General features: G+C 62.9%; 19 protein-coding genes and 1 pseudogene. 13 read left to right on the top strand and 7 right to left on the bottom strand.

Features of this window, described 5'->3' with window-relative positions; genetic code table 11:
- Positions 1-19 precede the first annotated feature (19 nt).
- Entirely contained in the window at positions 20-466 is a 447-nt protein-coding gene (locus OH705_RS19295) for a PAS domain-containing protein (protein ID WP_110604651.1), read from the bottom strand.
- A 146-nt stretch (positions 467-612) separates the two neighbouring features.
- On the opposite strand from OH705_RS19295, the gene OH705_RS19290 reads away from it, so the two are divergent.
- The gene (locus OH705_RS19290; protein ID WP_038706152.1) at positions 613-1,494 is read left to right on the top strand and encodes a MerR family transcriptional regulator; all 882 of its coding nucleotides are present in this window, start codon (positions 613-615) and stop codon (positions 1,492-1,494) included.
- A 126-nt stretch (positions 1,495-1,620) separates the two neighbouring features.
- The gene (locus OH705_RS19285) at positions 1,621-2,145 is read left to right on the top strand and encodes a hypothetical protein (RefSeq protein WP_023630687.1); all 525 of its coding nucleotides are present in this window, start codon (positions 1,621-1,623) and stop codon (positions 2,143-2,145) included.
- Positions 2,146-2,211: 66 nt separating this feature from the next.
- On the opposite strand, the gene OH705_RS19280 is transcribed toward OH705_RS19285, so the two are convergent.
- On the bottom strand, positions 2,212-2,751 hold the full coding sequence (locus OH705_RS19280; protein WP_023630686.1) for a type 1 glutamine amidotransferase domain-containing protein: 540 nt from the start codon (positions 2,749-2,751) through the stop codon (positions 2,212-2,214).
- A 97-nt stretch (positions 2,752-2,848) separates the two neighbouring features.
- Positions 2,849-4,636, bottom strand: a complete 1,788-nt coding sequence (locus OH705_RS19275) for a thiamine pyrophosphate-requiring protein (RefSeq protein WP_267302777.1) — start codon at positions 4,634-4,636, stop codon at positions 2,849-2,851.
- Positions 4,637-4,780: 144 nt separating this feature from the next.
- On the opposite strand from OH705_RS19275, the gene OH705_RS19270 reads away from it, so the two are divergent.
- A complete protein-coding gene (locus tag OH705_RS19270) occupies positions 4,781-5,305 on the top strand; it encodes a cupin domain-containing protein (protein ID WP_267302776.1) in 525 nt (174 codons plus the stop codon).
- A gap of 17 nt (positions 5,306-5,322) precedes the next feature.
- Here OH705_RS19270 and OH705_RS19265 read toward each other — a convergent pair whose 3' ends face one another.
- A complete protein-coding gene (locus OH705_RS19265) occupies positions 5,323-6,423 on the bottom strand; it encodes a mechanosensitive ion channel family protein (RefSeq protein WP_110604655.1) in 1,101 nt (366 codons plus the stop codon).
- A 161-nt stretch (positions 6,424-6,584) separates the two neighbouring features.
- On the opposite strand from OH705_RS19265, the gene OH705_RS19260 reads away from it, so the two are divergent.
- The 4 genes from OH705_RS19260 to OH705_RS19245 all read left to right on the top strand — a co-directional run bounded on the left by OH705_RS19260 (position 6,585) and on the right by OH705_RS19245 (position 8,917).
- A complete protein-coding gene (locus OH705_RS19260; RefSeq protein ID WP_038706148.1) occupies positions 6,585-7,298 on the top strand; it encodes a DUF72 domain-containing protein in 714 nt (237 codons plus the stop codon).
- Between the two features lie 72 nt (positions 7,299-7,370).
- On the top strand, positions 7,371-7,589 hold the full coding sequence (locus tag OH705_RS19255) for a hypothetical protein (protein ID WP_023630441.1): 219 nt from the start codon (positions 7,371-7,373) through the stop codon (positions 7,587-7,589).
- 20 nt (positions 7,590-7,609) lie between these two features.
- Entirely contained in the window at positions 7,610-8,569 is a 960-nt protein-coding gene (locus tag OH705_RS19250; RefSeq protein WP_267302775.1) for a cytochrome ubiquinol oxidase subunit I, read from the top strand.
- Positions 8,570-8,728: 159 nt separating this feature from the next.
- Positions 8,729-8,917 (top strand): hypothetical protein, encoded by a 189-nt coding sequence (locus tag OH705_RS19245; protein WP_237750143.1) that lies wholly within the window; start codon positions 8,729-8,731, stop codon positions 8,915-8,917.
- Between the two features lie 237 nt (positions 8,918-9,154).
- On the opposite strand, the pseudogene OH705_RS29140 reads toward OH705_RS19245, so the two are convergent.
- Positions 9,155-9,431 (bottom strand): annotated as a pseudogene (locus tag OH705_RS29140) (short-chain dehydrogenase); the annotation flags it as partial.
- Positions 9,432-9,726: 295 nt separating this feature from the next.
- Between OH705_RS29140 and OH705_RS19235 the strand changes: the two are divergent.
- Both OH705_RS19235 and OH705_RS19230 read left to right on the top strand, forming a co-directional pair.
- A complete protein-coding gene (locus OH705_RS19235; protein WP_267302774.1) occupies positions 9,727-9,978 on the top strand; it encodes a hypothetical protein in 252 nt (83 codons plus the stop codon).
- Between the two features lie 96 nt (positions 9,979-10,074).
- A complete protein-coding gene (locus OH705_RS19230) occupies positions 10,075-10,455 on the top strand; it encodes a hypothetical protein (protein ID WP_023630434.1) in 381 nt (126 codons plus the stop codon).
- 71 nt (positions 10,456-10,526) lie between these two features.
- Here OH705_RS19230 and OH705_RS19225 read toward each other — a convergent pair whose 3' ends face one another.
- The gene (locus tag OH705_RS19225; RefSeq protein ID WP_104443834.1) at positions 10,527-11,429 is read right to left on the bottom strand and encodes a LysR substrate-binding domain-containing protein; all 903 of its coding nucleotides are present in this window, start codon (positions 11,427-11,429) and stop codon (positions 10,527-10,529) included.
- Between the two features lie 116 nt (positions 11,430-11,545).
- On the opposite strand from OH705_RS19225, the gene OH705_RS19220 reads away from it, so the two are divergent.
- Positions 11,546-12,001 (top strand): PACE efflux transporter, encoded by a 456-nt coding sequence (locus OH705_RS19220; protein WP_104443835.1) that lies wholly within the window; start codon positions 11,546-11,548, stop codon positions 11,999-12,001.
- 38 nt (positions 12,002-12,039) lie between these two features.
- On the opposite strand, the gene OH705_RS19215 is transcribed toward OH705_RS19220, so the two are convergent.
- Positions 12,040-12,258 carry a hypothetical protein gene (locus tag OH705_RS19215; RefSeq protein ID WP_023630431.1) on the bottom strand — a complete coding sequence of 73 codons (219 nt, stop codon included), beginning with the start codon at positions 12,256-12,258 and terminating at the stop codon, positions 12,040-12,042.
- A gap of 298 nt (positions 12,259-12,556) precedes the next feature.
- On the opposite strand from OH705_RS19215, the gene OH705_RS19210 reads away from it, so the two are divergent.
- The 3 genes from OH705_RS19210 (at position 12,557) to OH705_RS19200 (ending at position 16,210) form a co-directional block, all read left to right on the top strand.
- A complete protein-coding gene (locus OH705_RS19210) occupies positions 12,557-13,417 on the top strand; it encodes an RNA ligase family protein (protein WP_267302773.1) in 861 nt (286 codons plus the stop codon).
- Between the two features lie 14 nt (positions 13,418-13,431).
- Complete coding sequence (locus OH705_RS19205; protein WP_267302772.1) at positions 13,432-14,577, top strand: AAA family ATPase; 1,146 nt, start codon at positions 13,432-13,434, stop codon at positions 14,575-14,577.
- A 232-nt stretch (positions 14,578-14,809) separates the two neighbouring features.
- Positions 14,810-16,210 (top strand): MATE family efflux transporter, encoded by a 1,401-nt coding sequence (locus tag OH705_RS19200; RefSeq protein ID WP_267302771.1) that lies wholly within the window; start codon positions 14,810-14,812, stop codon positions 16,208-16,210.
- Positions 16,211-16,286: the final 76 nt, after the last annotated feature.

The raw sequence follows: 16,286 nt of genomic DNA, 5'->3' as shown, positions 1-16,286 counted from the left end.
TCTTGTACAGATATTTTGCTCAGTGTCCGACCGCTGCCAGCTGGCGGCGCAGGTCGGCGACCTCGACCTCCAGCTCGCGCACCCTTTCTTCGGCAGCGATCTGCGCCGAGACATCGTGTTGAATGCCGATGTAATAGGTCAGCTGGTCTGCCTCGTTATGTACCGGGGTGATGGACAATTCGTTCCAGAACGGGCTGCCGTCCTTGCGATAATTGCGCAGCACCTGACGGCAGGGCTTGCCCGCGTGGATCGCCTCGCGGATCACGGCGATACCCGGCTGCTGCTGATCCTGGCCCTGGAGGAAGCGGCAGTCCTGGTAGAGGATATCGTCCCCGCAGTAGCCGGTGAGGCGTTCAAAGGCGGGGTTGACGTAGATCAGGATGCTGTCGCGGCCTTCCTGCTCGGCAACGACAATGCCATCGTTGGAGTGCTCGACCATCAGTTGCAGGAGTTTTGCGTTGATCATTGGGGACACCCATGAAAAGCTGAGCTGTATGGCGGGCGCAACAATACGAAGCGCCGGCGCGATTCTGTACATAATGGCCTATCTGAGCTCGCCGCAGAAAGAGCGTATGGGTTTAGAATGGGCCATCTTTCTGATGATTCCTCCTGATGACCGAAGTCACCTCACCCGATTTACTGCCCATGCGCGATGTGGTCAGCCTGACTGGCATCAATCCGGTGACCTTGCGCGCCTGGGAGCGACGTCACGGCCTGATCAGCCCGCAACGTACCGACGGTGGTCATCGCCTGTACACGCCCAGCGACGTGCAGCGCATTCGCGACATCCTGCACTGGACAGCCAACGGCCTGCCGATCAGCAAGGTCGGCGAAATGCTCGCCGCTCAGCGTCACACGCCGGTGCAGCAGGATTCGGCCTTCCAAGACTGGCGCGCGGCCCTGAAACGCGCGGCAATGGCGTTCGATACGCGCGGGTTGGAGGGTGTCCATGGCCAGTTGTTCACGCTCCTGCCCAAGGCCACCGTGCTGCGCGAAGTGCTGCTGCCGGTCTGGCAGGCGATGGGCGCGGGCAGGGCCTTCGGTGAGCGCAGTCAGTGGCTGTTCCTTGACACCTTCCTGCGCGCACGCCTGTTGCTGCGCCTGCAGATGAACCAGGCCGATGCGCCAAGGGTGCTGCTGGCCGGTACCGAAGGGGCTGCCGAACTGCCGTTGCTGTGTACCGGCCTGTTGCTCAGCAGCGAGCAACAGCGCGTCGACGTGCTCGGCTGCTGGCAGCCGCTGGAGGAACTCGCCCTGGTGTGCGCGGCGACTCAGCCAGCGGCGTTGGTGATTGCCGTGCAAGGCCCGGTGAACGCCGGGCTGGCCAAGCGGCTGCGGGCCTTGCAGCTGGAGATTGCCTGCCCGCTGGCCCTCACCGGGGTAGCTGGACCGCAAGCCGCGTTGCAAGGCATCCCGCTGCGTGTGCTGGACGAGCAGGGGGATGATGTGGCGGGGATGCTCAACGCGTTGCTCAGGGGAGCCCTGGATCTCTGAGAGCAGGGCCGCTGCGCCGATTAGGTCAACGCCAAAATGGATTGAATTTTGCCCTGCATTGCCGGTTCTACCGCATCAAGCTCCTCGATTTCTTACTTGCCCGGAGCTTGATTGCAGGAGAGCCGTGTGCCTCGAATCATCACCCCATCGACCCCCGAACACGAAATCACCGAGCACAACGCCAGGATGTTCGGTTCGCCCAAGGAGCGTCTGGACTTCTATCGGCGCGAGATCCAGTACGAAACCAGCATCCTGGCCAATCGTACCGACGCCTATCTGGCCGCCCAGTCGTTTCTGGTTATCGCTTTCGTCTCGTCCATGGGCAACCTCAATCAAGGGTGGGGGGAGATGTTCACCCTGATCGTGCCCGCGTTCCTTGCTTTGCTTGGCGTGCTGAGTTCGCTCAATGCCTGGCCAGGTATTCGCGCGGCGTACAACATCATCGATCACTGGCAACTCAAGCAGAGCCACTTGCTGCGCAGCGAGCCCTTGATGGGGCTGGCCTATGACGAATCGCCCCTGTTCTGCGAGGCCGAAACATCACGTGCGGGGCATCGCAAGTCATTGCTCTTTTCCCTGCGTACTCCGTGGATCTTTCTGGTGTTCTGGGTGCTGCTGGGGAGTTACTCGGTGTATATCCAATTGGCCTGATTAGGTTGTCATGCGGGGAAGCATGGCCCCCGACCGCTGGCGCGGGGCAGGGGCCGTGCGGCAATGTCAGCGCCCCAGCGCAGCGATCAACTGTTCGTTGAACGCCGGGATATCGTCCGGCGTACGGCTGCTGATCAGGTTACCATCCACCACCACCGCTTCATCGATCCAGCTGCCGCCGGCGTTGCGGATGTCGTCCTGCAACGTCTTGTAGCTGGTCATTCGCTTGCCCTTGACCAGGCCGGTCGAGACCAGCAGCCATCCACCGTGGCAGATCACCGCCAACGGTTTGCCTGCAGAGTCATGGCTTTTGACCAATTCCTGGGCGCCGGGTATCAGACGAATGGTGTCGGAGTTCTGCACGCCGCCGGGCAGCACGAGGGCATCGTACAGATCGAGCCGGGCACTTTCGAACGTGGCATCCACCGGGAATTCGTCGGCGGGCTGGTCGTGATTCCAGCCGCGTACAGTCCCATCTTTTTCGCTCAGGATATCGACCACCGCGCCCAGCTTTTGCAGGGCTTCACGAGGGCCGGTCAACTCCACCTGTTCAAACCCGTCGGTGACCAGAAAGGCCACGCGCTTGCCATTCAATTGTGCACTCATCGTCGTGTTTCCTTTATTGATAGGCTTGATAGGGCAGGCCCCGGGCGTGCGGCGAAGTTCCAACGGATTGCCGGAAGGCCTCGCCGCGCACCGGACATCAGTGCTTGCCAGGTAACAGCGTCCCCAGTACCTGCTTGGCCGTCTGCACGATTACCCCTGCCTCGTCAGGGTCGCCTTTGAGCAGGGTGCTGGCGAACTGCTTCGCTTGTTCCAGCTTGATGTGCGGGGGGAGCGGCGGCACGTTGGGGTCGGTCTTGAATTCGATCAGCACCGGGCGGTCGGCGGCCAGGGCCCGTTCCCAGGCGCTGGCGACCTCGTCTTCGCGCTCGACGAAGATGCCCTGCAGGCCGATGGAAATGGCAAACAGGTGGTAGGGCACATCGGGTATGGACTGGGACGCCTCGAATTTCGGGTCGCCTTCCATGACCCGCTGCTCCCAGGTGACCTGGTTGAGGTCCTCGTTGTTGAACACGGCGCAGATCCATTTGGGGTTTTCCCATTGCTGCCAGTACTTGGCCACGGTGATCAGCTCGGCCAGGTTGTTCATCTGCATCGCACCGTCGCCCACCAGGGCAATCACCGGGCGCTGCGGGTGCGCAAACTTGGCGGCGATCGCATAGGGCACGGCGGCGCCCATGCACGCCAGGCCGCCGGACAACGAACACTGCATGCCCTGGCGGATCATCAGGTCACGCGCGAACCAGTTGGCGCAGGAGCCGGAGTCACTGGTGACGATGGCCGCATCCGGCAGGCGCGGGGAGAGCTCGTGCACCACCCGCTGCGGGTTGATCGGGTCGGCCTTGGCCAGGGCGCGTTTTTCCAGGGTCTTGTCCCAGCGCGCGCGCCAGCCTTCGATCTTCTTGCGCCAGCGCCGGTCGGGCTTGTGCTCGAGCAATGGCAAGAGCGCCTGCAGGGTTTCGCCGGCGTCGCCGACCAGGTTGACCTCCATCGGATAACGCAGGCTGAGCATGTCAGGTTGCAGGTCGATCTGCACGCCGCGAGCCTGGCCTTCCTTGGGCAGGAATTCGGAATAGGGAAAACCCGAACCGATCATCAGCAAGGTGTCGCACTCAGTCATCAGCTTGTAGCTGGGCTCGGTGCCGAGCAGGCCGATGGACCCTGTGACCCAGGGCAGGGTATCCGGCAGCACGGCTTTGCCCAGCAGCGCCTTGGCAACGCCCGCCCCGAGCTTTTCGGCCACCGCCTCCACCTGTTCGCTCGCCTGCAGAGCGCCAGCACCGACCAGGATGGCCACCTTGCGACCGGCATTGAGCACATCGGCGGCCTGCTGAAGGTCAGACGTGTAGGGCAGCACCTTCGGCTTGCTGTAGCCGACGCCGGAGTGCACGGTGCCGTGGGCCCTGGCGGGCGCTTCATAGGGCAGGTCCTGCAGGTCATTGGGCAGGATGATGGCGGTTACCCGGCGCTCGCCCACGGCCGTGCGCACGGCGCGGTCGAGCAGGTGGCGTACCTGGGCAGGGGTGGACGCCTGCTGCACGAACGCCCCGGCCACATCCTTGAACATCGACAGCAAGTCCAGCTCCTGCTGATAGTGCCCGCCCAGCGCTGCTCGTGCCTGCTGGCCAACGATGGCCAGCACCGGCTGGTGATCCATGCGCGCATCGTACAGGCCGGTAAGCAGGTGCGAGGCACCTGGGCCCGAGGTGGCGATGCATACGCCCAGCTCACCGGTGAACTTGGCGTGGGCGCTGGCCATGAACGCGGCCATTTCCTCATGGCGGGCCTGAATGAATTCGATCTTGCCGTTGGCCCGGTTCAACGCGCCGAACACACCGTTGATGCCGTCGCCCGGGTAACCATAGATACGCCGCACGCCCCACTGGTACAAACGCTCGACCAGGAAGTCACCTACCGTCGTTGTCATCGTCGTGTCCCTGTCAGTGATGGATAGGGTCTGGACTGGATCGCGCAGGCGAAAGTTTCACTGGGTGTAGCTGGTCGCCCGGCATGAACCTCGAAGCTGGCTCGTATTCTCAAGGGTATTGCCCAACTTCATCGCGAGGCCCTCATGTTTACCCTCGACAGCACCACCCAGCCGCAGAGGACGCTGCATTTCGCCGATGACGGCGCGACGCCGAACAGCCGCTTCGCCGTATTGCTCTACCGCCTGCGCCTTGCACCGGCCGATGACAACGCCAGCGCGTTCGAGGCATTGTTCGCCGCCCACCATTGGACGCCGTTGTGGCGCGACGGCATTTTTGAGTACCAGCATTTCCACCCCAATGCCCATGAGGTGCTGGGTGTCGCCAGCGGGCAGGCGCGGGTGACACTGGGCGGCGCGGGCGGCCAGACGTTGACCGTGAAAGCGGGCAATGTCCTGGTCCTGCCGGCTGGCACTGGCCATTGCTGTGTCGAGCACAGCGATGACTTCCTGGTGGTGGGGGCTTACCCGCTGGGGCAGGAGCAGTACGTCATCCAACGACCCGAGGATGGCGCGCACGACCAGGCGCTGGCGCGCATCGCCGCCGTGCCCAGGCCAGCGCAAGATCCGGTGACCGGCGCACGAGGCGCCCTGATGACGCTATGGCGCTGATCACCAGCCAAAGGCTTTCAGGCCTGTTTGAAGCGCAGCATGTCTTCTTGGGGTAGCGCGGTGACCTTGATCGCCCGCACCGGCACGGCAAACTTGGCGCCGATCCTGGAGAAACGCTCCAGCAGGTGGAAATTGATCGCCTGCTGGATATCCATGTACAGGTTGTAGCCGGGGTCCTTGACGATATACACGCACTCGAACTCCAGCGCCTCCTTGCCGAAGCCACGCAGGTGGGCGCGGTCGAAGCGTGCCTGGCCCTGTGCCTTGATCGCCTCCTCGATGATGCCGGGTGCCTTCTTCACGGCATCGGTGGGGGTGTCGTAGGACAAGCCGAACTCGAACACGATGCGTCGCTCCTGCAGGCGCTTGTAGTTCTGGATGGTGCTGCTGATCATGCTGGCATTGGCCATGACGATCTGCTCGCCGCCCAGGCTGCGGATGCGCGTGGTCTTCAGCCCGACATGCTCCACGGTGCCGGCCAGGGGGCCGACGACGATGAAGTCGCCCACCTCGAAGGGCTTGTCCACGGCGATCGACAGCGAGGCGAACAGGTCGCCGAGGATGTTCTGCACCGCCAGCGCCACGGCGATGCCACCCACCCCGAGGCTGGCGACGAAGGCGGTGATGTTCACCCCCAGGTTGGACAGCATGGCCAGCACCACCACCGACCACAGCAGCACCCGCGCGCCCCAGGCGGACAGGGTGGCCAGCGCGCTGCCCTGGTTCAGCCCGTCGCCGCCGTGCCGAGCGAAATAGCGGCGCAGGCCCAGGGCGATGGCGCGGTTGGCCCACAGGCCGATCTGCAGCGCCGCCACCACGAACCACAGGCTGCCCACCCGGGCCAGCCAACGCTCGGGCAAATCGAGCATGCCCAGGCCCACCAGCAGCGAGGCGAGCAGCAGCAAGGCATTGCTGGTGCCGTCGAGCACCTTGGCCAGCACTTGGCTGAACGCGCCGTCGTGTTCCGACCAGCGCCGTACCCGCCGCTGCACGAAGCTGATCGCCGCCCGCGCCGCGACAAAGGTCAGGGTGGCGACGCCCAACGCCAGCAGCAGGTTGAGGATTGAGATACCGAATAGTGTGGTATCGGTGAACAGTTCAATGATGCGGTCATTCATGAGTGGCTCGCCTCCTGGTTGCCCTCGGGGGATGTGCAGCGTCCTTTCATGGGACGTCGAGGTGCGGCCAGAGGTCGATCGGATTTTCACCGCCGGGTTTTCGGAACGTCTTGACCCCGCCGCCACTCCACCGCTTCACAGCGCCTGACAGGAGCAAGCGGATGATTTATCTAGGCTGTGCCGGCTGGAGCATTTCGCGGCCTTATGTCGACGCGTTTCCCGCGCAAGGCAGCCATCTGCAGCGCTATGCGCGGCGGCTGAACGCGGTCGAGATCAACAGCGCGTTCTACCGCCCGCACCGCCCTGAAACCTATGCGCGATGGGCCGCCTCGGTGCCGACGACCTTTCGCTTTTCCGTCAAGCTGCCCAGGACCATCACCCATGAACAGTGCCTGCACGCCTGCGGGCCGCTGCTCGATGGGTTTCTCGCCCAGTGCGGCCAGCTGGGGGAGCGCCTCGGTTGCCTGCTGGTCCAGTTGCCACCTTCGTTGGCCTACGACGCGCAATCGGCGCGGCGCTTCTTCGAAGCGTTGCGCGAACGCCATGCCGGACCAGTGGCGGTCGAGCCGCGCCACGCTTCGTGGCATGCGGCGCAGTCAATGCTCGTCGCGCTGCGCATCGCCCAGGTGGCCGCCAGCCCGCCGCGCCTGGTCAGCGATGCCGAGCCCGGCGGGTGGCCCGGGCTGGAGTATTGGCGCCTGCATGGCGAGCCGCGTGTCTACTACAGCGCTTATTCCGACCATTACCTGCAGGCTTTGGCGGCGCGGCTGCGGGCGAGTGCTGCCAGCCAGACAGATATCTGGTGCATATTCGACAATACCGCCGCCGGCGCCGCCTTGGGCAATGCCCTGGCAACCTGGGATCAGTTGTGCTGATGCAGTCGGATCAAACTTTCCCAGGCGGCCGGTACTCTTCTGAAAGACAGTCATCCGCCACGGGACCCTTTCATGAAACAGCCTGAATCCAAACCCGCTGACAAGACCCCACGCCCCATTTCCTCTGAAGAGGCCCAAAAAGGGCAGCCTGCGCCGGATCCGGTGCTCGAGCGCCCGGATCCGGATACAGAGGCGGTCGACAAGGTGATAACGCCGACTTCAATCAAAGAGCAGGAAGAGCAGACCCGTGCGATCGAGAAGCGCCTGCGCGACGTTGACGACAAAGCCTGATATAGACGTGCCAGCGAGGGATGAGCTTGATTGAGCACGCCGATGCGGCTGCGGCGCTGCTGGCCGCGCGGGCTCAATTCGCCATCACCATTGGTTTTCATATTGTCCTTGCCGCCTTCAGCATTGGCCTGGCGCAGTGGTTGATGGCCTTGGAAGCCTGGTGGCTGTGGCGCCGACAGCCAGCCGTGTTGGCGCTGTACCGCTACTGGCTGAAAGTGTTTGCCTTGACCGTGGCCGCCGGGACCGCGTCCGGCCTGGTCATGGAGTATCAGTTCGGTCTGAATTGGGCACGGCTGTCGCTGGCAGTCGGCGAGATCATCGGTCCATTGATGCTCTATGAGGTACTGGTGGCATTCTTTCTGAAAGCGGGTTTTCTCGGGGTGATGTTGTTCGGCCAGAACAAGGTCGGGCCGAAGCTGCATTTTTTCGCGACCTGCGCGGTGGCCTGTGCACTGGCGCTGGTGCTGGTGCTGGGTTACTCATGGCTGGGTGCCTGCTGGCTGTACTGGCGATGCGAAGGCCCGCTGCAACGTCGGGCAGCCAGCCAGGCCAAGGTGCTCTGCGGCCTTGCCCTGGCGGCGCTGGCTGGTGTGCTGGCGTTGACGTTGCAACTCGATACGCAGTATTGGCATCGCCTCGGCCAGCCCTCGCTGCTCGTAGGCACCGGGGTAGCGAGCATTGGATTGCTGGTGGGGTTCGCTCGCGCCTGGCGCTGTGCACACCACTGGCTGCCGCTGTCTTGTGCCCTGGGCATGATCGTCGTGGCATTCACCCTCATGCTGGTAGCGCTCTTTCCCAATGCCATCCCGCCGGCACTGACTCTTGAACAGGCGGCGGCAAGCGCTGCCACTCAAGTGTTTGTACTGGTTGGCTTTGCCCTGGTTGTGCCTGTCACGCTGGGCTACAACACCTGGGGCTTCAGGGTGTTTTCGGGGAAGGTCAGGGCCTCGGACAGGCAGGGGACGACGCCTGGCCAATGAATGCGCCACGCCATTCGTCCGACATTCAGGAAATGTGCTGAACGCCTGGCAGGGTAAATGCCCTTATGCAAGTCAAACAGGCGCTATTCAACTCCCAATAAAAATACGGCCAGAGGCCTCTGCATAATGACGACTCCCCCGACCGACCTGGATGTGGCAATGGAAATTGGCATCAGCGAAACCGAGGTCAAGCGCTATCGGGGCGATACCTTTCTGCTGGGTGACGGCGCATGGCTTGTCCACTTCGGATACACCATGCCCAAGGAGCTGCGTTCGCGCCTGACCGGCAGCTTTACGCTTATCTTCAAGCCGCACATGTCACTAGGTGACAGACGAAGACCAGGGTAGGGCGCACGCGCTCCTGGTACGCCTAATGGCGCCTGCGCTCAAGTGCCGCCAGCACCCAGCCCGCCACGAATCCCAGGGCCAAGGCGGTTGCCAGGATGGCTGCGGGGTGGCGTTGCAGGCGCTCGACACCCGCCACCAGACGCCGTCCCTGCGTCGCTGTGAAGGCTGGAACTTCAGGTACTGATGGCCGCTGTCCAGGCTGTTCGACTTCACTGCCCCCCTCGTCGGGAGGCCAGTGTTCAAGGCGCGACACTGCCAGGGAAGTGCCATCCGCCAAGGTCAGCACCAGGTCCTTGATCTCGCCGGCGAAGCGGTTGGCGAACACCGGCTCGCCCGTGGCATCGAGGTTGTCATAGATGAATCGCCGCCCCTCCAGCCACCCCACGGCGGTCAGCAGCTCCGGCCCCAGATAGTACTTGCCGTCGAGGAAGAAGCCGGTGAACGGATGCACTCGCTCGAGGTTTTCCACGGTATAGCGTTCTCCCGGCTTCATACCGGTGGCGGGATCAATCATGGCTGCACGCTCCGTGTGGCGATAGTGCGAAACACACAGCCGTGCCTGCTCAGGACGAGCGGATCCGCAAGCATTTCGATACGGACATCGCCGGTACCGTGACAGATCAAAGGCCTCATGGGTTGGTTCTCCTGTACGCTGTGGGGATGGTCTATTCAGGGGAAGCCAGGAAGCGCGTTAAAGTTCAAGCGCAGATCACCAGTGGCATTTGCGTCGCGCCGACCGTCCAGGCGGCTGGAGGGAACCTCGTGCGACGCACAGGCATCTTCCGTCAAAGAAAGCAGGGCGGTCCGAGATGAATGCCTTCAGCGACCCGATGACCCCGGCGCAATGCCGGCTGGCAGAGATCAACCACTGGTTCGACACCTACGACAACCAGGCCCTGCGCCGGCACTGTCCAAGCACCTATCACGATGAACTCCTGCGCCAGGCCGACGAGATGGACCGGCTGCGGTTGATCGACTGGACTGAGTGGCGCGACCTGCGCCGGCTTGCTGATCGAGCTTTCGTGAAGGCGGTGGCCGGCGCGGACTACCACCTTGTGTAGCTGCTTGGGCACTGCCGACCATTCGTCCAGCCGATCGCACTTCGTCAGCGGCAATGGCTTCAACCGTTCAGCCGAACCCACTCAGGAGTGAGCGACATGCCCCGTGGAGACAAAGACAAGTACACCGAGAAACAGAAGCGCAAGGCCGAACACATCGAGCAAAGCTACGAGCACAAGGGCCTGTCCAAGGACGAGGCCGAGTCCCGTGCCTGGGCTACCGTCAACAAGCAGTCCGGCGGCGGCGACAAGTCCGGCGGATCGGGCAGCAAGACGTCGTCGAGCGAAAAGAAGACCGCACGTTCAGATTCGGCCAAGCGGGCCGCGAAAACCCGTCAGGGCCATGGACGTCAATCTGGCACCTCACTGGAGACGCAGACCAAGGAAAGCCTGATGAAAGAGGCGCGCAGCAAGGATATCAAGGGGCGTTCGCGCATGACCAAGGCGCAACTGGTCGAGGCGTTGCGCAGGAAAGGCTGATGCGGCGCTGACCGGCCAGTGACGGTTCTAGGCTTGGAGAAGGGCAGCCATGCCTGATCCACCGGCGTTACTCAACGCGCCTCCGTTATGGTCGCTGCGGCCACTTCGGCCAGCCAGGCCAACAGTGCCTTCATGTGTGGCTGCCGTTCCCGGCCCGGTACGCAGACCGCCATGTAGCGCGGCCCCGGCAGGCTGACGTCGGGCCGGAAGGCCGCCAGTTCGCCACGTTGCACGCTATCGGCCACCAGTACGTTGCTTGCGAGCACCAGGCCGTGGCCTGCAACGGCGGCGCTCAAGGCAAAATGCTCGTCATCGAATTCGCGCATGCGTGCACGCTCAAGCCAGTCTTGGCAGCCCGCCGCCTCACACCAAAGCTGCCAGCTGATCGAACAGCCTTGCGGGACCTGCCAGCGCAGGTCGATCAACTGGAGCTGTTCAACCGTCATGGCGGCGAGCACCGCAGGCGCGGCATAGACCGCGAAACGCTCCTCCATCAACGGCAGGTTGAACAGCTTCGGGTCGGTGTGGCTGACGGCTCGAATTGCCAGGTCGATGCTGGAATCGCGCAGCAGGTCGACCAGTTCGTTGCCGGTGTCGATGCGCAGGTTGAACGCCTCGAAAGCACGGTAGAAATCGCCCAACCTCGGAATCAGCCAGGCGGCGGCCAGCCCGGGCGTAGTGGACAGGGTCAGGGACTGTGATGCGGTGCCGGGCAGGAAGTGCTCCAGGCTACGACTGATATCCAGGAGTGCGCCATGGGTCTGCCGATAGAGCCGCTCGCCTTGCTCGGTGAGCCTCACACCCTGCGCGCTGCGCTCGAACAGCAAAGTGCCAAGCCGGGTCTCCAGCACCTTCACCTGGTGGGAAATGGCCCCGGGCGTGACCGAGAGCTCCTCGGCCGCGGCCTTGAAGCTGGTGAGGCGCGCCGCGGCCTCGAAGCTGCGCAACGCGTTGAGCGGAAGCGAAGAGAACACCGACCACCTCGAGGGATGAATTGGATTGATGCCCGCTCAATTTATCTCATTTTTCGTGGCGGTCACCGAGCGCTAACGTGGCGGCATCCGCTTTCACCGCCCACAGGTGCACCGCCATGCAAGGTCCCGCCCGCAAGATCGTCCAGGCCGTTCTTTACGAGGCGATCGCCGTCGCCGTGCTGTCACCGGCCATCGCCATGGTCTACGACAACGGTTTGGCGCATGCCGGTGCCCTGTCGTTGATGCTGTCCGCCAGCGCGCTGGCCTGGAACGTGGTGTACAACTACCTGTTCGAGTTTTGGGAGCGCCGTCAGCCGAACCGTGCCCGCACCCTCGGCAGGCGCTTGCTGCACTCGGCGGGGTTCGAAGGTGGGTTGGTACTGCTGCTGGTGCCACTGGTGGCCTGGTGGCTGCAGATTTCCTGGTGGGCGGCGCTGGTGACCGACCTGGGGTTGTTCGTGTTCTTCTTCTTTTATGCGCTGGTGTTTCAGTGGGCGTTCGACCGCGTGTTCGATGTGCCTGTCTCGGCGCAGGGCGAGGTATCGGCCGAGGCTTGTGCGGGGCGAGGGTAGGGCGGCTGCGAGGCGAGGTGCCGAGCCGCCCGGATGCGTCAGTCCTTGCTGGCGTTGAGCTTGCGCAGCTCTTCGTAGGTGGCCGACTGGACGAACCAGAAGCCGGAGACGATGCACCAGCCGAGGCTGCCGACCACGAACACACCCAGGGCTGGCAGGAATCCGCCGGTGAACAGGGTGATGAGGGCGAACAGCCAGATAACGGCCAGGGAGACGTAGAGGACGATGTTGTTGACGCTGATGACGAAGTCTTTCACGAAGCGTATTCCTTGCGGGATATCAAAAGATTGCCCCTCCAGGGGCGCGCAGATGCTATCACATTGCTGCTACCGAGGGCTTGACCCGCGACCGATACCTGCTGTTGAATACGCGCCCTCGAATCCCCGCAACCTTTTGCCAAAGTGGTGAAGCCAGTGCCCTGCGCCATCAAACACGCCTGATACCGACGACGGTCCATCGTGCCTGATGGCTGCCCGTGCTTGCGCGCGGCGGCGCTTCATCCTCGTACCTGCCTGATCCTGTCGTCGGTTTTTCCCTATTCACAAGGAGAAACCCATGAACATGGATTTTCGTGCCGACGCACATTCCCTCGAACTGCTCAAATACCCCCGCACAGCGCATCTGCAAGGCTCGCGCCTGCAGGACGGCGACAGCGATGCCGGCCAGGTGGCCTATGGCTCGCTGGTTGGCCAATGGCTGGTGGTAGAAGAGAAACTCGACGGCGCCAACGCCGGCATCAGCTTCACCAACGGTGGCGAGCTACGCCTGCAATCGCGTGGCCATTACCTTAGCGGTGGCGGCCGCGAGCGCCAGTTCAACCTGTTCAAGCAATGGGCCGTGGCCCACGAGCACTGGTTGCTCGAACGTCTTGAAGACCGCTTCGTGCTGTATGGCGAGTGGCTGCACAAGAAGCACTCGGTGTTCTACGACCACCTGCCGCATTTCTTCTGCGAGTTCGACGTGTGGGACCGCGCCACAGGCCAGTTCCTGTCCACTGCGGCGCGCCGACGCCTGCTCGCGGACGGCCCGGTGCTGTCGGTGCCGGTGCTGTACGAAGGCCCGGCACCGCGCCGCTACGCCGACTTGATGGCGTTGCTCGGCGACTCGCTGGCCAAGACCGCGCGCTGGCGCGAAGTGTTCGAGCAGGTGGTACGCCGCGAAGGCCTCGACCTGGCCCGCGCCTGGCGCCAATGCGACCGCTCGAGCCGCATGGAGGGGCTTTACCTGAAGCTCGAAGACGAGCGCCAGACCCTGGGCCGGCTCAAGTGGGTGCGCCAGGACTTCGTCCAGGCCATCCTCGACGCCGACCAGCACCATGCCAACCAACCGTTCATACCCAATCAACTGGCCGCAGGCGTCGATCTCTATGCACCGCGCCTGTCCCTGGACTGGCACGGCGAACGCCGCGGCTACTGAAGGAGCTTCCCGAAATGGATATTCGCCAACTGCAACAACTGGTGCCCGACCCCGGGCACGACATGGACAGCGCCGCTTGCCTCGCGGCCATCCCGGCCCTGGCACGCCTGGCCGACACCCCGCAGGATCCGACCTATCACGCCGAGGGCGATGTGTGGGTCCATACCCGCCTGGTGGTCGAAGCGTTGCTGGCGCAGAGCGCCTACCGCGACGCCAGCGCCGAGCAGCGCTTCGTGCTGTTCTTTGCAGCCCTGCTGCATGACATCGCCAAGCCCGACACCACGGTGATCGACCCGCAGACCGGGCGCATCGGCCAACCCGGCCACTCGCGCCGGGGCGCGGTGGATGCGCGCCTGCTGCTGTGGCGCGCCGGCGTGCCGTTCGCGCTGCGTGAACAGATCTGCCGGATCATCACGGTGCATCAATTGCCGTTCTTCGCCTTGCAGGGCGACCGCAGCGGACGCAGCGCGGAGTTTCTGCTGCACAAGCTGTCCTGGGAACTGCCGGTGTGGATGCTCTGCGCGGTGGCTGAGGCCGACATGCAGGGCCGCCACTATGCCGGCAAGGCCGATGTGCTGACCGCCATCGAGCTGTGGCGCGAACTGGCCGCAGAGGAGGGGTGTTTGTACGGCCCAAGGCCGTTTGCCGACGACTACACGCGCATTCAGTACCTGCGTGGCGCCCGCGTGCACCCGGGCTACGCGCTGCACGAACCCCAGGGCTCCCAGGTGGTGATGCTCTCCGGCCTGCCGGCCAGCGGCAAGGACACCTGGACCGCCCGACACCACCCGGACCTGCCGGTGGTGTCGTTCGACGACGCGCGCCAGGCCCTGGGCCTGCGCCACGGCCAGAACGAAGGCGCGGCCGCGCACTACGCCATCGACCGGGCCAAGGCGCTGTTGCGCAAGCGCAGGCCCTTCGTGTGGAACTCGACGCACCTGTCGGCGCAGATGCGCAGCCGTACGCTGGACTTGCTGTACGGCTACGGGGCGCAGGTGGAGATCGTCTACCTGGAGCGGCCGGAGGACGAGATCATGCGGCGTAACCAGCGACGCGATACGTCGCTGCGCAATGACGATATACGGCGGATGATGTTCAAGTGGGAGGTGCCGTTGCCGACCGAGGCGCATCGGGTGAGGTATGAGGTGGTGACGGGCTGAGCATCGATCAGAAGAATATTGACAAGTTTCGGACTCTTCTGACTTTAGTGCGCCTTTTCGATCTGACGGGCTTGTTCGGAGTTGCCTTAACGGCGAAAGCGATCAGTTGGCAATTTGTCCGCTCTAGTGGGAAAACCGCCACAGGCGGGATATATCGGTCAGGTATTATTTAACACGGGCGTAGCGCTGACTAAGTGCCCTCGCGGTAGCTGCTAAACAAAGGAATGTGAATATGCGGCACTGGTTTGACTCAGGAGTGGCGAAAAGAATCTTCACTGTCTCGTTTCCGTTGATGGGAACGATGGTCGGCAATTTACTGATGATGCTGGTCGACAGACTATGCCTGGCGCACTACTCACAAGATACGCTGGCCGCGTCTGGCCCTGCGGTATTCACAAGCATGGCGATCATCGCGTTTTTCTGTAGCACGGTGGGGGTGGCACGTTCCTTTATTGCGCAGGCGCATGGTCGATCAGGGCCCAGTGCAGCTTCGCGTGAAGCTGCACTGGGGCTGCTCCTCGGTATGGCCTGTGGGGCCCTGCTGTTCATCGCAGCCCCGCTGATCGCGATGATCCCACAGCTCAGCTTTCGACCAGCGCAGATTGTCAACCTGGAGTCGCGGTATATGCTCTGGGCGGCGCTCTTCGGTGGCGTAATGACGATCGACACGGCGCTGTCCTCGTTTTTCAACGGTGTTGGTCGCACCCGCGAAACACTTATAGTGGGAATCATCGGTCAAGTAATCGACTCGATCTTCACTGTCGGCCTGGTCTTCGGCAAGTTCGGGCTGCCCGAAATGGGCATGACTGGGGCCGCTGTCGGTACATTGATCGGCACGCTGTCCATGCTGGCATGCTATGCCGTAATGCTGCCTCGAGAAGTCTGGCTTGAGGTGATGAACATCTTCATTGCCCGCAGCGAGCACCTAGTGCCGCAGCTGTTTTTCCGGTTGCGTAGAGGTGTTCCCGGTGGCCTATCCGCCGGAGTGGATCAGCTAGGAAACACTGCGTTCATCTGGATTGTGGCGGTACTGGGCGCCAGTGCACTAGCGGCAAACAACGTCAACCTAACCGTGAATTACCTAGGCATCATCCCAATCATTGGTTTAGGCATTGGTTGCAGCATTCTGTGTGCCACTGCAGTGGGCAAGGGGCGCTACACCGAGTTGGCAATGATCCTGCGGGTCACGGTGATCATTGAACTGCTCTACGTCCTGCTGGTTTCCACCGTTCAAATCACAGTGCCGCAAGTCTTGCTCAGGGCGTTTGGTGACCTGGGACAAAACGCGCAGACGATGGCCCTGGCCATCGATACACAACGCGTGCTGTGGACATTCTCCACTGCCTTTGTCTTCTCGATGACCGGGGCCGCCGTCCTGGAGAGTATTGGCATGGCCCGATTTTCACTGGTCGTGCGCCTGACGCTGATGTGGTGCATGAGCATTCCGTTGATCTATTGCGTCGCCATGAGCAATCGTGACGCCCCGTCGTCGCTAATAACTTGCTGGATTGTTGGTTCGGTGTTTGAACTTTTGATTGGCTTAATTTACTTCTGGCGAATCGCCAAAGCCATTCGGGGGGCCGAAAACCGTCTTCACCTGGAGTCTCATTCAGCTAGCGAGAACGCTTTGTGAACCTGAATGCGAGCATCGAAGACACTCCTCAGCTGAGTATCAGCCGTCCTCCTGTGACATGCGCCCTACCTGTCGT

It is taken from the genome of Pseudomonas sp. BJa3, from assembly GCF_026343815.1.
Taxonomy (GTDB): domain Bacteria; phylum Pseudomonadota; class Gammaproteobacteria; order Pseudomonadales; family Pseudomonadaceae; genus Aquipseudomonas; species Aquipseudomonas soli.
This window is presented reverse-complemented; position numbering and strand designations above follow the sequence as displayed.

What these genes read in the sequence shown, in the direction of transcription:
- OH705_RS19295 (WP_110604651.1), bottom strand. Translation starts at nt 466, where the DNA reads ATGATCAACGCAAAACTCCTGCAACTGATGGTCGAGCACTCCAACGAT.
- OH705_RS19290 (WP_038706152.1), top strand. Translation starts at nt 613, where the DNA reads ATGACCGAAGTCACCTCACCCGATTTACTGCCCATGCGCGATGTGGTC.
- OH705_RS19280 (WP_023630686.1), bottom strand. Translation starts at nt 2,751, where the DNA reads ATGAGTGCACAATTGAATGGCAAGCGCGTGGCCTTTCTGGTCACCGAC.
- OH705_RS19275 (WP_267302777.1), bottom strand. Translation starts at nt 4,636, where the DNA reads ATGACAACGACGGTAGGTGACTTCCTGGTCGAGCGTTTGTACCAGTGG.
- OH705_RS19270 (WP_267302776.1), top strand. Translation starts at nt 4,781, where the DNA reads ATGTTTACCCTCGACAGCACCACCCAGCCGCAGAGGACGCTGCATTTC.
- OH705_RS19265 (WP_110604655.1), bottom strand. Translation starts at nt 6,423, where the DNA reads ATGAATGACCGCATCATTGAACTGTTCACCGATACCACACTATTCGGT.
- OH705_RS19260 (WP_038706148.1), top strand. Translation starts at nt 6,585, where the DNA reads ATGATTTATCTAGGCTGTGCCGGCTGGAGCATTTCGCGGCCTTATGTC.
- OH705_RS19255 (WP_023630441.1), top strand. Translation starts at nt 7,371, where the DNA reads ATGAAACAGCCTGAATCCAAACCCGCTGACAAGACCCCACGCCCCATT.
- OH705_RS19250 (WP_267302775.1), top strand. Translation starts at nt 7,610, where the DNA reads ATGAGCTTGATTGAGCACGCCGATGCGGCTGCGGCGCTGCTGGCCGCG.
- OH705_RS19245 (WP_237750143.1), top strand. Translation starts at nt 8,729, where the DNA reads ATGGAAATTGGCATCAGCGAAACCGAGGTCAAGCGCTATCGGGGCGAT.
- OH705_RS19235 (WP_267302774.1), top strand. Translation starts at nt 9,727, where the DNA reads ATGAATGCCTTCAGCGACCCGATGACCCCGGCGCAATGCCGGCTGGCA.
- OH705_RS19230 (WP_023630434.1), top strand. Translation starts at nt 10,075, where the DNA reads ATGCCCCGTGGAGACAAAGACAAGTACACCGAGAAACAGAAGCGCAAG.
- OH705_RS19220 (WP_104443835.1), top strand. Translation starts at nt 11,546, where the DNA reads ATGCAAGGTCCCGCCCGCAAGATCGTCCAGGCCGTTCTTTACGAGGCG.
- OH705_RS19210 (WP_267302773.1), top strand. Translation starts at nt 12,557, where the DNA reads ATGAACATGGATTTTCGTGCCGACGCACATTCCCTCGAACTGCTCAAA.
- OH705_RS19205 (WP_267302772.1), top strand. Translation starts at nt 13,432, where the DNA reads ATGGATATTCGCCAACTGCAACAACTGGTGCCCGACCCCGGGCACGAC.
- OH705_RS19200 (WP_267302771.1), top strand. Translation starts at nt 14,810, where the DNA reads ATGCGGCACTGGTTTGACTCAGGAGTGGCGAAAAGAATCTTCACTGTC.